11 protein-coding genes are annotated in these 16,015 nt (G+C 60.8%); 10 read left to right on the forward strand and 1 reads right to left on the reverse strand.

What is annotated here, in order from left to right:
- The first annotated feature begins 93 nt into the window (after positions 1–93).
- From ACTV8E_RS05460 to ACTV8E_RS05485, 6 genes are all read left to right on the forward strand, one after another.
- Complete coding sequence (locus ACTV8E_RS05460) at positions 94–258, forward strand: general stress protein (protein WP_251835993.1); 165 nt, start codon at positions 94–96, stop codon at positions 256–258.
- A gap of 682 nt (positions 259–940) precedes the next feature.
- Positions 941–1,084 carry a PSPA7_2676 family Cys-rich small protein gene (locus tag ACTV8E_RS05465; protein ID WP_286010277.1) on the forward strand — a complete coding sequence of 48 codons (144 nt, stop codon included), beginning with the start codon at positions 941–943 and terminating at the stop codon, positions 1,082–1,084.
- Positions 1,081–1,572, forward strand: a complete 492-nt coding sequence (locus tag ACTV8E_RS05470; protein ID WP_273535130.1) for an MgtC/SapB family protein — start codon at positions 1,081–1,083, stop codon at positions 1,570–1,572. Before ACTV8E_RS05465 ends, ACTV8E_RS05470 begins: the two co-directional genes overlap by 4 nt.
- Positions 1,573–1,607: 35 nt before the next feature.
- Positions 1,608–2,489, forward strand: coding sequence for a non-homologous end joining protein Ku (gene ku, locus ACTV8E_RS05475; protein WP_443198783.1), 882 nt, complete (start codon positions 1,608–1,610; stop codon positions 2,487–2,489).
- A gap of 203 nt (positions 2,490–2,692) precedes the next feature.
- Positions 2,693–5,251, forward strand: a complete 2,559-nt coding sequence (gene ligD, locus ACTV8E_RS05480; protein WP_443198784.1) for a DNA ligase D — start codon at positions 2,693–2,695, stop codon at positions 5,249–5,251.
- 82 nt (positions 5,252–5,333) lie between these two features.
- Complete coding sequence (locus ACTV8E_RS05485) at positions 5,334–6,197, forward strand: SDR family oxidoreductase (protein WP_443198785.1); 864 nt, start codon at positions 5,334–5,336, stop codon at positions 6,195–6,197.
- Between the two features lie 340 nt (positions 6,198–6,537).
- On the opposite strand, the gene zapE is transcribed toward ACTV8E_RS05485, so the two are convergent.
- The gene (zapE, locus tag ACTV8E_RS05490) at positions 6,538–7,674 is read right to left on the reverse strand and encodes a cell division protein ZapE (protein WP_443198786.1); all 1,137 of its coding nucleotides are present in this window, start codon (positions 7,672–7,674) and stop codon (positions 6,538–6,540) included.
- 195 nt (positions 7,675–7,869) lie between these two features.
- Here zapE and ACTV8E_RS05495 point away from each other — a divergent pair, with 195 nt between their 5' ends.
- The 4 genes from ACTV8E_RS05495 (at position 7,870) to ACTV8E_RS05510 (ending at position 16,000) form a co-directional block, all read left to right on the forward strand.
- On the forward strand, positions 7,870–9,879 hold the full coding sequence (locus tag ACTV8E_RS05495; RefSeq protein ID WP_443198787.1) for an alpha-1,4-glucan--maltose-1-phosphate maltosyltransferase: 2,010 nt from the start codon (positions 7,870–7,872) through the stop codon (positions 9,877–9,879).
- A 13-nt stretch (positions 9,880–9,892) separates the two neighbouring features.
- The gene (treS, locus tag ACTV8E_RS05500; protein WP_443198788.1) at positions 9,893–13,216 is read left to right on the forward strand and encodes a maltose alpha-D-glucosyltransferase; all 3,324 of its coding nucleotides are present in this window, start codon (positions 9,893–9,895) and stop codon (positions 13,214–13,216) included.
- A complete protein-coding gene (gene glgB / locus ACTV8E_RS05505) occupies positions 13,209–15,407 on the forward strand; it encodes a 1,4-alpha-glucan branching protein GlgB (RefSeq protein WP_443198789.1) in 2,199 nt (732 codons plus the stop codon). Before treS ends, glgB begins: the two co-directional genes overlap by 8 nt.
- Positions 15,408–15,502: 95 nt before the next feature.
- A complete protein-coding gene (locus tag ACTV8E_RS05510) occupies positions 15,503–16,000 on the forward strand; it encodes a TIGR00645 family protein (RefSeq protein WP_251836160.1) in 498 nt (165 codons plus the stop codon).
- Positions 16,001–16,015: the final 15 nt, after the last annotated feature.

The following is a 16,015-nucleotide window of genomic DNA, read 5'->3' on the forward strand; positions in this document are numbered from 1 at the left end:
TTAAAAAGAGGCGAACTTCCTCATGAGAGGGGCATCCATGGATATAGGTGCGTAACGCGCCTGTTTACCAAACCTGAAAAGAGGCATTTAGAAATGGCTGACCGTCAAGGTGGTAAAGGCAACTTCGCTGAGGACCCGCAACGCGCTTCCGAAGCGGGGAAAAAAGGGGGCCACGTCAGTGGTGGCAATTTCAAGAATGACCCCGAACGTGCCTCTGAAGCAGGCAAGAAAGGGGGTCAAAGCAGCAAGCGCAACTAACCTGTAAGTTGCGCGCGGCGGAAGCGGGAAGCTTCCGCCACCCGCTGAGGGGGGTGTCATGCCCCGTAAGCGTATTGATCCCGCCGACAACAGCGCAAATCAGCAAAACGCCAACCAGGGAACGAAGGGCACCAATCGGCAATACGATCAAAACCAACGGAACAGGGGTAAGCAACTAAATCCCAACCGGCGAGAAGATTGAATGAGGCCTTGGCTGTTGTAAGCCACCGCATTCTCCGGCGTTTCTACCCGCGCAAAACCTCAACGATTGTCCCCCTGCGTTCGCAAGGGCTGCACAAAATGGTTTTTTTTCAGATTACTGTATAGATATACAGAGTTTGAATTTTGCCATGCGCGTTTTCCTCTTTGGGCCAGCCGCCGAATCATCGATTTCGCAGCCGTTTTATTCCTTTCGCATTCCCGCCAGATTTCCCAGCCCGGCGCAGGCCTCCCCGTGGGAGGGCGGAAATGATGAGCCCAGGTCATACGACTCGCCTGGACCCGTTATGGGAGGTGAAAAGCAAGCAGGCTGGCTGGGGCATTCTGCTCCTATGTTTTCCTCCGCATCGCTGAAGTCTCGCAAGTTTGTGCTCGGTTTCGTCTCTTGAGGCAACCATCGTTTGCTTTTCGCAGTCGAAACCTTGAGCTCTAATCCTGCGGTGAACCCGCATAAGGAGGCGTTATGGTTTTCCGTTGCCTGTTGGCTGGATGCAGCTGGACACAACCCATTCAGGTGCGCCTTGGTCAGGAAGATATGTTTTGTCAGCGCTGCCTTCGCTGCGCCAGCACTCGCTACAGATCAGTGGGGCAGGAATTGTCGGGATGAGCGCATGGGCGGTAATCGTCGAAACGCTTACAGATGAGTTTTCCGATATCGCCGAGCTGGACCAGGCCGTTCGCGTCACCCTGCGTTTGTTTCTGGCTGCGTTATTGGGCGCCTTGCTGGGCTATGAGCGTGAGCATAGTGGCAAGGCGGCCGGAGTGCGTACCCATATGCTGGTCGCGCTGGGCTCAGCGATGTTCGTGCTGGTACCGCAGTTGGACGGTGCCCTTGAGGACGCCATGAGCCGAGTCATTCAGGGTGTCGTCGCCGGAGTTGGATTTCTCTGCGCCGGAACCATACTGAAAAACGACCACATCAATGAGGTCAAAGGACTGACCACGGCGGCCGGCATCTGGCTCACCGCGGCCATTGGCATGTCGGTGGGCATGGGCAGTGAAGCCACAGCCGTGCTGGGTACCTTGCTGGGCTTGATTGTGCTCAACCTGGTGCCGCACCTTGTCGATCGTCTGGAAAAGAAAACCAAGGAGTAAGCGGTCACTTTTCAGGAATTTGGAGGATCGCAACAATGCCTCGATCCATCTGGAAAGGCGCAATCAGCTTCGGCCTGGTACACATCCCGGTGGGCCTGGTGTCGGCCACTTCCAGCCAGGGCGTGGACTTCGACTGGCTGGATAAGCGCAGCATGGACCCGGTCGGTTACAAGCGGATCAACAAGGTGACCGGCAAGGAAATCACCTCGGAAAATATCGTCAAGGGCGTGCAGTTCGAGAAGGGGCGTTATGTGGTCCTCAGCGAAGAGGAAATCCGCACGGCCCATCCGCAATCGACGCAGACCATCGATATCTTCACCTTCGTCGAACGCGAGCAAATCCCGCTGCAGAACATCGACACACCGTATTACCTGAGCCCAGAAAAGCGTGGCGAGAAGGTCTACGCCCTGTTGCGTGAGGCCTTGAGAGGCAGCGGCCGGGTGGCCCTGGCCCGCGTCGTGCTGCATACCCGGCAATACCTGGCGGCGTTGATGCCCCTGGAAGATGCGCTGGTACTGGTCAAGCTGCGCTGGCCCGCCGAGGTGCGCAGCTTGGCGATCCTCGAACTGGGCGGCGCGGTCAGCAAACCGGACCTGGCCAAGGCGGAGCTGGACATGGCCAAGCGCCTGATCGAGGACATGAGCGGCGACTGGCAACCCGACGACTACCGCGACACCTTCCAGGAAAAAATCATGGAGCTGGTGGAAGAGAAGGCCAGCGCCGGCAAGATCACCCATGTCGAAGGTGTCGAGGCAGGCGAGGCGCGGCGCAGCGCCGATGTCATCGACCTGACCGAACTGCTCAAGCGCAGCCTGAGCGGCAAGCGCGGGGAAAGCCCCAAGGATGACGAGGCCGACACGGCAAAAGAGAAACCCGCGCCGCGCAAGAAAACCGGCAACAGGCCGTCGAAAACGTAGGCGAGGCAGGCAAGACGAGGCAAAACAGCCGAAGAAGCGCAGTTTAGGTGTTCTAAATGAGCATGACTCACTGCGTTTCGCCCTTCGGGCCGCGCTAAAGCGCGTTAGCCGCAAGCGGCTTGCTGAGGCTGTTTTACCAACGTCTTGCCAACGCAGGTAGTTTTCGACGGTCTGTCCAGACCGCGCGCAAGTGAGGATCATCCATGGCCGACTCGTTGAGCCATTACCAGCGCAAGCGCAACTTCGCCGCCACGCCTGAGCCGAGCGGCGACACGAAGCGAAAAAAGAGCCGCAACAGCGACAAGGCGCTGAGTTTCGTGATTCAGAAGCATGATGCGCGACGTCTGCACTATGACTTTCGCCTTGAGCTGGACGGCACCTTGAAAAGCTGGGCAGTGCCCAAGGGCCCCAGCCTGGACCCCAACGACAAGCGCCTGGCCGTCCACGTGGAAGATCACCCGCTGGAATATGCGAGCTTTGAAGGCAGCATTCCCGCGGGGCATTACGGCGCGGGTGACGTGATCGTCTGGGATCATGGCATCTGGCAGCCCCACGGGGATCCGGTCGCGGCGTACCGGGACGGCAAGCTGAAGTTCACCCTGGTGGGCGAAAAACTCAGCGGCGACTGGACGCTGGTACGCACCCACCTGCGTGGCAGCGGCGACAAGGAGCAATGGCTGTTGATCAAGGAGCGCGACAGTACGGCGCGTCCCGCCAGCGATTACGACATCGTGCAGGCGCGCCCGGAAAGCGTGTTGAGCAGCGCGCGGATCACGGAGAAAAAGCCAACAAGCAAGACAGCCAAATCCACTGCAGCCAAGCCCCGCAAGGCAGCGGTCGCGGTACCGGACAGCCTGACCCCGGAACTGGCCACGCTGGTGGACCGTCCGCCACCGGGCGACTGGCTGTACGAGATCAAATTTGACGGCTATCGCATGCTGGCTTGCATTACCGACGATGGGGTGCGCCTGTATACCCGCAAGGGCAACGACTGGACCGAACGCTTGTCGCAGCAGGCCGAAGCCATTGCCGAGCTGGGCCTGCCCAACAGCTGGCTGGACGGGGAAGTGGTGGTGCTCAACGAGAAAGGCTTGCCGGATTTTCAGTCACTGCAGAATGCCTTTGACCTGGGGCGCAGCCAGGAAATTGTGTATTACCTGTTCGATGCGCCCTTTTTGAATGGCGAAGACCTGCGTGAACGCCCCGTAGAGGAACGGCGCGCGGCGCTGCAACAGGCGTTGATGGACAAGCCGCAGCCATTGCTGCGTTTTTCCGAAGCCTTTCAGGCCAGCCACCACGACATCCTCGCCAGTGCCTGTGCCATGTCCCTGGAGGGCGTAATCGGCAAGCGCGCCGGCAGCACTTATCAATCAAGACGCAGCCCCGACTGGATCAAGCTCAAGTGCCGCTTGCGCCAGGAATTCGTGATTATCGGCTACAGCAAGCCCAAGGGCAGCCGCAGCGGGTTCGGTGCGCTGTTGCTGGCCGTCAATGACAAGGACGGCTTGCGCTACGCCGGACGGGTGGGCACCGGGTTCAACGAACACAGCCTAAAAGCCCTGCACGCCCAGATGCGCAAACTGGAACGTGCCGACGCACCGCTCGCCAACCCACCGCGTGGCGCCGCCATCAAGGACGTGCACTGGATCGAGCCCAAGCTTGTGGGCGAGGTGGAATTTGCCGAATGGACCCGTGAAGGAATCGTGCGCCAGGCGGCGTTCATCGCCCAGCGCAGCGACAAACCAGCCGAGGAAATTGTTCATGAACGGGCGGTGAAACCTGCCGAGCTGAAAAGCAGCGCCACTAAGGCCGCGCCCACCGGCAATCCGGTGGCCGGCAGCCCGGTGGCCGGCAGCCCGGTGGCCGGCGATCTGGTGGCGGAGATCCGCATCAGTAATCCGCAGCGGGTGATTGACCCCGAAAGCGGCGCGACGAAACTCGACCTGGCGCGCTTCTACGCCAGCATTGCCGAGTGGATTCTGCCCAAGCTGGACAACCGTCCGGTGTCCCTGTTGCGTGCCCCGGACGGGGTAGGTGGCGAACAATTCTTTCAGAAACACGCGGTGCGCCTGGCCATCCCGCACATCAAGCACCTCGATCGCGCGCTGGACCCCAAGCACGATCAGCTCATGGAAATCGACAGCCTGCAGGCGCTGATTGGCGCCGTACAGATGGGCACCATCGAGCTGCACACCTGGGGCGCCACCCACGACCGCATCGAAACGCCGGACCACTTTGTCCTCGACCTCGACCCGGACCCGGCGCTGCCCTGGCGCAGCATGCTGGAAGCGGCGCAGCTGACCCTGACGGTACTGGATGAGCTAAAACTTACAGCGTTCCTGAAAACCAGCGGCGGCAAGGGTTTGCACATCATCGTGCCCCTGGCTCGCCGCGACGACTGGGACGCCGTGAAACGCTTCAGCAAGGCGATTGCCCAGTTCCTGACGCGTCAGTTGCCGGAGCGTTTTACCGCCACGTCGGGGCCGAAGAACCGGGTCGGCAAGATCTTTATCGATTACCTGCGCAACCAGCGCGGCGCCAGCACCGTGTGCGCCTACTCGGTACGCGCCCGACCGGGCCTGGCGGTGTCAGTGCCCATCGCCCGTGACGAACTGACCGAGCTACACGGCTCAAACCAGTGGACGATTCACAACCTGCACGAGCGGCTGGACAACATGAAGGGTGATCCCTGGAAGGGCTATGCCAATCGCCAGCGGATTACTCGGGCGATGTGGGAGCAATTGGGCGTGGAAGAGAAGTAGCGGGCTGTGCGTCTGGTGAGCTGAACCCTTGGTCCTCCACTCAGTCGGCTTTGTATGTATCACCTATCCACCGGAGACCATCATGGCCGAGCAAGACAAGAAAACCCTGCCGTCTCAGCACCAGGACCATCGCCCAGGCTCGGAGGAGGAAATGATCCCGCAGCCTGTCTATCTGGCAAAAACCTACAAGCCTGCCGGCAAGCTTGAAGGCAAGGTCGCCATCATCACCGGAGCGGACAGTGGCATTGGCCGCGCCGTGGCCGTGCATTACGCCAGAGAAGGCGCGCGCATCGTCATGCTCTATCTGAATGAATATGAAGATGCCGACCTGACCCGCAGCGAGATCGAGCAGAGCGGCAGCGAGGTCATCGGTTTTGCCGGCGATGTTGCCGGCGAAGACTTCTGCGACAAGGTGGTCGAGGAAACACTTAAGCAATGGGGACAGATCGACATCCTGGTCAACAATGCCGGTGAACAGCATCCCCAGGAATCCTTGGAAGACATCACCGTGGAGCAGTGGGAAAAGACCTTCCGCACCAATATTTTCGGCATGTTTCTGCTGACCAAGGCGGTGCTGCCGCACCTGAAGCCGGGGGCGACCATCATCAACACTACCTCGATCACGGCCTACAAGGGCAATCCGAAACTGTTGGATTATTCTTCCACCAAAGGCGCGATCACTTCATTCACCCGTTCCTTGGCCATCAACCTGGCGTCCCGGGGTATTCGTGTCAATGCGGTGGCGCCGGGACCCATCTGGACGCCCTTGATCGCCTCGACCTTCAGCGCCGAACAGGTGGCCAGCTTCGGCGCCGAGACTCCGCTCGGTCGTCCCGGACAGCCGGCCGAGGTGGCACCGGCTTATGTCTACCTGGCCAGCGACGACTCGTCCTATGTGTGCGGGCAGGTGCTGCATGTCAACGGCGGCAGCGTGGTGAATGGGTGATCGCCGCGCGCTTAGGTTGAGTTGAAGCGCTGCGTTCGCTGAGGCGCGGAGCGTGGAACGATCAGCAAGGCCAGGTGCTGGACTTGTGTAGGGGCGAATTTATTCGCCGGACACTGCGCACCCAGCACATCGTTGCGGCGACGAACATCGAAGGTATGGATGACAGCCGAACATCTGCCATCCGTCACCGCCCAACGGACATCGGATGGCTTGTGCAATGGCGAATGAATTCTCCCCTACAGGTACGCTTGCACACCTCTGCTGAATCATTCGGCCCATCAGCGTCACAAGCCCACGCGACGGGTATCGCTGCGCTCAACGCCATCCTACAGATGTGCTGTCACTCGATACATTCACCAAAGCGTTGCAGCTGCATTTCCCGCAGGCGGCTCAAGGTGCGGCGAAAGGGAAACGCCAGGTAGCCTTCGGTGTACAGCTCATCCAGCGGTACCGCCGCTTCCAGATACAGCGGGATACGTCGGTCATAGCACTCATCCACCAGGGCAATAAAGCGCCGCACGCTGTCGTCATGCACCGACAGTTCCGGCAGTTGACGATCACCGGCCGCGACCCGTTCCACCCCGTCCTCGGTGCCACGGGCGATGCGACCTTCGCGCGGCGCGGCGCTGAGATTCGGCACCTCGCCGATCAGAATGGCGCTGAAGCGGTCGCCCAGGGCAATGAAGTCCAGCGCTGACAAGGGATGCTCGCACAGGTCGGCGAACCGGCACCAGAGTACCGACTCGCTCTGGCGTACCACGGCAATGGAGCGGTGGCCGATCGACAGGGCTTCGCTGCACGCCGGATCGGTGCCGGCCAGTTGCTCGAACAAGACGGCCAGCGCGCTGGGCTGACCGGCTTCGGTAACCCAGTAGCGCTGTTGCGCAGCGCCCGGATGCAAACGGTGATCCTGGCCACCGTCCACGCTGACAATCTGCATGTGACGGTCGATGGCCTCCACGGCGGGAAGAAAACGCTCGCGGTTGTAGCCCTCGGCATACAGCTGGTGCGGGGGCTGATTGGAGGTGGCGACCAGCACCACACCTTCCTCGAACATCACCCGCAGCAGCCGGCCCAGCAGCATGGCATCGGCGATATCATTGACGAACAGTTCATCGAAGCACAGTACCCGCACCTCTTCGCTCAGTTCCCGGGCCAGCGACTGCAACGGATCGGGCGTGCCGGTCAGCTGAAACAGTCGTTGATGCACCCAGCGCATGAAATGGTGGAAATGCTGTCGCCGCGCGGGCACTCGCAGGCTGCGGTAAAAACTGTCCATCAACCAGGTTTTGCCGCGCCCGACCGGGCCCCACAGGTAAATCCCTGCAATGGTCTGCGGTTTTTCCGACTGACTGTGCAGAGTGCGGTGGCAATCATCCAGTGACTGCGCAGCGTGCCACTGGGCGGGATCGGAGTGAAAGCCGTGCTGTTCGATGGCCTGGCGGTACAGCATCAGCGGGGTAGGGACGTCCGTCATGGAAAACCGGCTCATGGCGCTAACAAGGGCCGCGAGTATACGTCTTCATCCGCGCATGTTGCCTGGCGCGGCACCGCACCACCCGGCTTGAGGGCTGAACTTTGCCTTGGGCAGGGGCTCGGAATAACAGGTCGGCTGTTGCTTGATCCAGCATGCCAGCCTGCTCGAGTCGCTCGCAGCACCAAGGAATCGTCGATGCCCCTAGACACCCCCCATGAGCCTTCCTGGCGCCTGAACGGTAACGTCGGCCTGGAGGAAGCGCTGACCTTGCCGCGAATCGCTATCGAATCGGTCGAGCCTGTGGTCGACGCCGGACGCTTTGCCGCCAAGGCCATCAGTGGTCAGCCCGTGACCGTATCGGCGGTGATCTTTGCCGATGGCCATGATCAGCTTGCCGCCGAGCTGCTCTGGCGACCGGTCAACTACACCCACTGGCAGCGGGTACCGCTGACCTTCATCACCAACGACCACTGGCAGGCCGAGCTGCTGCCGGCCCATCCGGGGCGCTGGGTGTTTGCCATTGAAGCCTGGTGGGACCAATACGGGTCCTTCTGTAACGAACTGCAAAAAAAACACCGCGCAGGCGTGCCGATCAGCCTGGAGCTGACCGAAGGCGAAAACCTGATACGTCGCGTTGCGCACACAGCGCCCGCCGAACACCGTACCGAGGTGCAGCAGGTGCTCGATGAGCTGCGCACGGCGCGCAGCGATGACGCGCGAGTCGCCGTGATGCTGGCCAAGCAGACGATCAGCACCATCGCGCTGGCCGCCGAACATCCGCACCGCACCCGCAGTCCGGTATTTCCATTGGAGGTGGAGCGACCGCTGGCGCAGTTCGCCAGCTGGTATGAGTTGTTTCCGCGCTCGGTCACTAATGACCCGCACCGCCACGGCACCTTCAAGGATGTGATCCGCAGGCTGCCGGAAATTGTCGCCATGGGCTTCGATGTAGTGTATTTCCCGCCCATTCATCCTATTGGCCACACCCACCGCAAGGGCCGCAACAATGCCCTGTTGGCCAAGGAAGGCGATCCCGGCAGTCCGTATGCCATCGGCAGCGAGGAGGGCGGTCACGAGGCCTTACACCCGCAGCTGGGCAGCTTCGAGGATTTCCACGAGTTGGTGGCCGTGGCCCGTTCCCTGGGCCTGGAAATTGCCCTGGACTTCGCCATCCAGTGCTCCCCGGATCATCCCTGGCTGCGCGAACATCCTGGCTGGTTCAGCTGGCGACCGGACGGCAGCATTCGCCATGCGGAAAACCCACCGAAAAAATACGAAGACATCGTCAATGTCGATTTCTATGCCGAGGGGGCGATTCCCGAGCTGTGGCTGGCACTGCGCGACGTCGTGGAAGGCTGGGTCATGCACGGCGTCTCGCTGTTTCGCGTCGACAACCCGCACACCAAGCCGTTGCCGTTCTGGGAATGGCTGATCGCCGATATCCGTGGCCGGCATCCCGAGGTGATCTTCCTGGCCGAGGCCTTCACGCGCCCCGCGATGATGGCGCGCCTGGGCAAGCTCGGTTTCAGCCAGAGCTACACCTATTTCACCTGGCGCAACACCAAGGAAGAACTGCAGACCTATTTCACCGAGCTCAACGAGCCGCCGTGGCGGGACTGCTATCGACCGAACTTCTTCGTCAATACGCCGGACATTAATCCTTACTTTTTGCACGAATCAGGGCGCGCGGGTTTTCTGATTCGCGCCGTGCTGGCCACCATGGGTTCAGGACTGTGGGGCATGTATTCGGGCTACGAGATCTGCGAGTCGGCGCCTATCCCTGGCCGCGAGGAATACCTGGACTCGGAGAAGTACCAGATCAAACCGCGCAACTTCCGTGCGCCTGGGAACATCGTCGGCGAAATCGCCCAGCTGAACCTGATTCGCCGGCGTAACCCTGCCTTGCACACGCACCTGGGCTTTCAGGCATACACCGCGTGGAACGACAACATCCTGTATTTCGGTAAACGCACGGCGGAACTGGATAACTTCATTCTGGTGGCGGTCAGTTTGGACCCCCACCATGCCCAGGAAGCGCATTTCGAATTGCCGTTGTGGGAATTCGACTTGCCCGACAACGCCAGCCTGCATGGCGAAGATCTCATGAGCGGCCATCGCTGGACCTGGCATGGCAAGGTCCAGTGGATGCGCATCGAACCGTGGCACCTGCCGTTCGGGATCTGGCGCATCCGTCCGGCCAGTTGATAGGGAGATATGCATGGCGAGGAAACCCAGGCCGGCCGCCTTTCTCAACGACCCGCTGTGGTACAAGGACGCCGTCATCTACCAGGTGCACGTAAAGTCCTATTCCGACACCAATCAGGACGGAATTGGCGATTTTGCCGGCCTGATCAATAAGCTGGATTACATTGCCAGTCTTGGCGTGAACACCATCTGGCTGCTGCCGTTCTATCCCTCACCGCGCCGCGATGATGGTTACGATATCGCCGAGTACCGGGGCGTCCATCCCGATTACGGCAACCTGGCCGATGTGCGCCGTTTCATCAGCGAGGCACATAAGCGCAGCCTGCGGGTCATCGCCGAACTGGTCATCAACCACACCTCGGACCAGCACCCCTGGTTCCAGCGTGCCCGCAACGCCAAGAAAGGCTCTCGCGCCCGCGACTTTTATGTGTGGTCGGACAGCAACAAAAAATACGCCGGCACGCGCATCATCTTCCTGGACACGGAAACCTCCAACTGGACCTGGGACCCCGTGGCAGGTCAGTACTTCTGGCACCGCTTTTATTCCCACCAGCCGGATTTGAATTTCGACAATCCGGCAGTACTGCGTGCGGTGATCAGCATCATGCGTTACTGGCTGGACCTGGGTGTCGACGGCCTGCGCCTGGATGCCATCCCGTATCTGATCGAGCGCGACGGCACTAATAACGAGAACCTGCCGGAAACCCATGTCGTTCTGAAAAAAATCCGCGCCGAGATCGACGCCAATTATCCGGACCGCATGCTGCTCGCCGAAGCCAACCAGTGGCCGGAAGATACCCAGATGTATTTTGGTGGAACGGAAGGGGGGGACGGCGACGAATGTCATATGGCGTTCCACTTTCCCCTCATGCCGCGCATGTACATGGCGATTGCTCAGGAAGACCGCTTCCCGATCACCGACATTCTCCGCCAGACTCCGGATATTCCCGCCAACTGTCAGTGGGCGATTTTCCTGCGCAATCACGATGAGCTGACCCTGGAAATGGTCACCGACCATGAGCGCGACTACCTGTGGAATTTCTACGCCGCCGACCGGCGCGCGCGGATCAATCTGGGTATTCGCCGGCGCCTGGCGCCCCTGGTGGAGCGCGACCGCCGGCGCATTGAGTTGCTGCACAGCCTGCTGTTTTCCATGCCCGGTACGCCGACGCTGTACTACGGCGATGAAATCGGGATGGGCGACAACATCTATCTGGGCGACCGCGACGGCGTCCGCACGCCCATGCAGTGGTCCAGCGACCGCAATGGCGGTTTCTCCCAGGCGGACCCCGCGCGCCTGGTGCTGCCGCCGATCATGGACCCGCTGTATGGCTACCAGACCATCAACGTCGAGGCACAGACGCGCGATCCCCATTCGCTGCTCAACTGGACGCGGCGCATGCTCGCGATTCGCAAACAGCAAAAGGCGTTCGGCCGTGGCACTTTAAAAATGCTCGCACCGGCCAACCGGCGCATTCTGGCCTACCTGCGCGAATACACCGGTGTCGACGGCCGGCACGAAATCATCCTGTGCGTCGCCAACGTGTCGCGGGCGGCCCAGGCCGCTGAGCTGGATTTGTCCGCCTATGCCGGCAAGGTGCCGGTGGAAATGCTCGGCGGCAGCTCATTCCCGCCCATTGGCCAGCTGAATTACCTGCTGACGCTCCCCCCCTATGGTTTTTACTGGTTCTTGCTTGCCGAGGAGGCGCATATGCCCAGTTGGCATTCCCCACCGGTCGAACGCATGCCCGAGCTGCCGACCTTGGTCATCTCGCGTGATTTGCTCGAACTTCTGCAGCCGCCGGCCCGCACGTTGCTAGAGAAGGAGTCACTGCCGGCGTATCTGCCCAAGCGGCGCTGGTTCGCCGGCAAACAGGCAGAGGGCGTATCGCTGTTGTACGCCATTCCATTCGGTGCACCGGAAGATCTGTGCGTGCTGAGCGAAGTGCAAGTCACCAGTAACGAAGGCCCGATGCACTATCAACTGCCGCTCGCCTTCGTGCCGGAGTTTCAACCCGGCAACACGCTGCCACAGCAACTGGCCCTTGCGCGCTTGCGTCGCAAACGCCACGCCGGGCTGCTGACCGATGCACTGACACTGCCTGATTTCACTCGACAGGTACTGCATCAGCTTAGAAACCCCAAACCCTTGATTGGTAACGGTTTTGAAATTCAGTTTTTACCCAGCTCTGCGTTTGCAGGTGTGCAGGACCAGCCCGATGAAGAGATCGAACTGGTTGCGGCTGAGCAATCCAATACGTCGGTGCTCATCGGTGAACGGATGATGCTCAAGCTGGTACGCCGGGTCATGCCGGGCATTCATCCAGAAACCGAGATGGGTGGTTTCCTGACCGAGCGAGGCTTCACCAATATCGCGCCGCTGCTGGGTGAGGTACGTCGAGTCGATGAGCAGGGCACGCCGCATACGTTGATGGTTCTGCAGGGCTATCTGAGCAATCAGGGCGATGCCTGGCAATGGACGCAGAACAATCTGGAGCGCGCCATTCGCGATGAGTTGACAGGGGGATTGTCCGAACAGGAAAACCAGTACACCGCCCTGGGCGAGCTGCAGTCCTTCGCCACCTTGCTGGGGCGACGCCTGGGCGAAATGCACGACATGCTCGCTCAACCGTCGGATAACGCGGATTTTGGGGCGTTGCAAAGTAACGAGCAGAACTGCGCCGAGTGGAACAGAAGCATTGCCGCGCAGGTGAACGATGCCCTGGACGCCGTGGCGCAGCGACGTGATGCGCTGACCGGCGCAGCGCGCAAGGCCGCTGACTGGCTGGTGGGGCAACGTGATGCGCTACTGCGCCAGATTGAAACGCTGGCCGGGAGTCTGCGTGGTGGTTTGCGCATTCGCGTGCATGGCGATTTGCATCTCGGCCAGGTGCTGGTGGTGAAGGGCGATGCCTATCTGATCGACTTCGAAGGCGAACCGGTGCGCAGCCTGGAAGAGCGGCGCGCCCGACACAGTCCCTATAAGGATGTCGCCGGCGTGCTGCGCTCCATCGACTATGCCGCCGCCATGGCCAGACGCAACGCCCACGGCAGTGACAGCTCCGCCGAGGCCGAGCAGGCTCGCCGCACCATTGCCGAGCTGTACCGCCAGCAGGCCCAAACCGCCTTTCTCGACGCCTACCTACACGCGGCCGCGCCGGTGCCCCATGCCTGGGGAGACGATGCCGAAGACGCGGCGCTGGCGTTATTCACCCTGGAAAAGGCCGCCTACGAAGTCTGCTACGAGGCCCGTTTCCGTCCCGACTGGCTTGAGGTGCCCTTGCACGGGTTAGCGGCCTTGGCGCGCCAGACGTTGGGAGTTCAGAGCCATGAGTGACGTACACGGCTGGTCGGCGGGAGAACGTGCGGCCATTGATGCGCTGGTACGGGCCGAGCACGGCAATCCCTTCGCCTTTCTGGGCCCCCATGCCACCGTGCAAGGTACGGTGATTCGCGCCTACCTGCCCGGTGCGCTGCGCGTCGAGCTGCTGGATGCGCAGAGCGGCGAAGGTCTGGGGGACATGCAGCAATCCACACCGGGGCTGTTCTGCCAGCACCTCGACACCTTTCGTGCTTATCGATACCGCATTCACTGGAGTGGTGGAGTACAGGAAACCGAAGACTCCTATGCCTTCGGCCCCTTGCTTGGCGAGATGGATATCTACCTGTTCAGCGAGGGCAACCACCGCGAACTGGGCCAGGTATTCGGCGCCCAACTGACCCGGCATGAAGGCATCGAGGGTGTGCGTTTCGCGGTCTGGGCGCCGAATGCGCGGCGCGTGTCGGTGGTGGGAAACTTCAATGCCTGGGACGGTCGCCGCCATCCCATGCGCCTGCGCCATCCTTCCGGGGTCTGGGAGCTGTTCGTGCCGCGCCTGGGAGCCGGCGAAGTTTACAAGTACGAAATCCTCGGTCAGGGTGGCGTGCTGCCGTTGAAGGCCGACCCCATGGCGCTGGCGAGCGAGCCGCCTCCTGCAACCGGGTCGGTGGTGTCGGCACCTCTCGACTTCGACTGGCATGATGATGACTGGATGCAGCGCCGCGCCACGGTGCAAGGCCATCAGCGCCCGCTGTCCATCTACGAAGTGCATGTCGGATCCTGGCGGCGCGAGGGCGGTCGCGATGGTCGCTCACTGACGTGGCCCGAGCTGGCAGAACAGTTGATTCCGTATGCGCTGGACCTGGGCTTCACGCACATCGAACTGCTGCCGATCATGGAACACCCGTTCGGTGGCTCCTGGGGATACCAGCCGCTGGGGCAGTTCGCACCCACCGCACGTTATGGCAGCCCACGCGACTTTGCTGCCTTTATCGACGCCTGCCACCAGGCAGGGCTCGGCGTGATCCTGGATTGGGTCCCGGCACATTTTCCCACCGACCCCCACGGTCTCGGGCGCTTCGACGGCACCGCGCTGTACGAGTATGCGCACCCGTTCGAAGGCTTTCATCAGGACTGGGATACCTATATCTACAACCTGGGCCGCACCGAAGTGCATGGCTTCATGCTGGCCTCGGCGTTGCACTGGCTGCGCGTCTATCACGTCGACGGGCTGCGCGTCGATGCGGTGGCCTCGATGCTCTACCGCGACTATTCACGCAACCAGGGCGAGTGGATTCCCAACCGCCATGGTGGCCGGGAAAATCTCGAGGCCATCGATTTTCTCTGCCACCTCAATGACGTGATCAACAGCGAAGTACCCGGTGCGCTGGTAATTGCTGAGGAGTCGACGGCCTGGCCGGGCGTAAGCCGGCCAACCGGGGAAGGCGGCCTGGGCTTTGCGTACAAGTGGAACATGGGCTGGATGCACGACAGCCTGGCCTATATCCAGGAAGACCCGGTGAACCGCAATCATCACCACGACCGCCTGACCTTTGGGCTGATCTACGCGTTTTCCGAGCACTTCATCCTGCCGATTTCCCATGATGAAGTGGTGCACGGTAAACGCTCGTTGCTGGACAAGATGCCCGGCGATCGCTGGCAGCAATTCGCCAATCTGCGGCTGTATCTCAGCATCATGTGGACCCATCCGGGCAAAAAGCTGTTGTTCATGGGCTGCGAGTTCGGCCAGTGGCGCGAATGGGACCATGACCATGAACTGGACTGGTACCTGCTGCGTTACGGCGATCACCAAGGCGTGCAGCGGCTGGTCCGCGATCTGAATTACCTGCACCGCCACGAGCCGGCCCTGCACCAGCTGGATGGGCAAGAGGAAGGTTTCCAATGGTTGATTGGCGATGACCGCAGTAATAGCGTTTACGCCTGGCTGCGCAGCGGCGCCCATGGCGCACCGTTGCTGGTGGTGCATAACTGCACGCCGGTACCACGCCCCAACTACCGCATCGGTGTACCGCTACCGGGCACCTGGTCGGTGGCCTTGAACAGCGATGCCGAGGAATATGCCGGCTCCGGTGCGGGCTGCATGGGCGAAGTCGCGACATTGGACGAAGTCAGCCACGGCGAGGCGCAGTCGCTGTGTCTGGACCTGCCGCCGCTAGGAAGTCTGATTTTGCGGCCGCAAGCGCTCTAGAGCGATACACCAATATTCGCTTTTTTGCGGGCCATGACGCTCGGTATACTTCGCGCCCTTCGCTTTTCTACCGAGTTTCATTGCCCGTGAAAATGATCGAATCCTTTCTGGAGAATCTGCTCTACACCGCCCGCTGGCTGCTCGCGCCCATCTACCTGGGCCTTTCGCTGGCGCTTCTGGCCTTGGCCCTGAAATTCTTCCAGGAAATATTCCATGTGCTGCCCCATGTGTTCGAGCGTAGCGAGGCGGAGCTGATCCTGGTGGTGCTGTCGATGATCGACATGGCCCTGGTCGGCGGGCTGGTGGTGATGGTGATGATTTCCGGCTTCGAGAATTTCGTCTCGCAACTGAACATCAAGGCCGGCATGGAAAAGCTGGAATGGCTTGGCAAGATGGATTCGGGCTCACTGAAACTGAAGGTTGCTGCTTCGATCGTGGCGATATCGTCCATTCATTTGCTGCGCATGTTCATGGATGCCCAGAAGATCTCCAACGACAAGCTGATGTGGTACGTGATCATCCACATGACCTTCGTGGTCTCTGCCTTTGCCATGGGCTTTATGGAAAAGCACGTAAAACACAAAGGAGCATAAGGCGTGTTAGAGAGA

Origin of the sequence: Pseudomonas sp. B392_1p (genome assembly GCF_052245235.1) — a bacterium.
In the GTDB taxonomy this organism is placed as follows: Bacteria; Pseudomonadota; Gammaproteobacteria; order Pseudomonadales; family Pseudomonadaceae; genus Serpens; species Serpens gallinarum.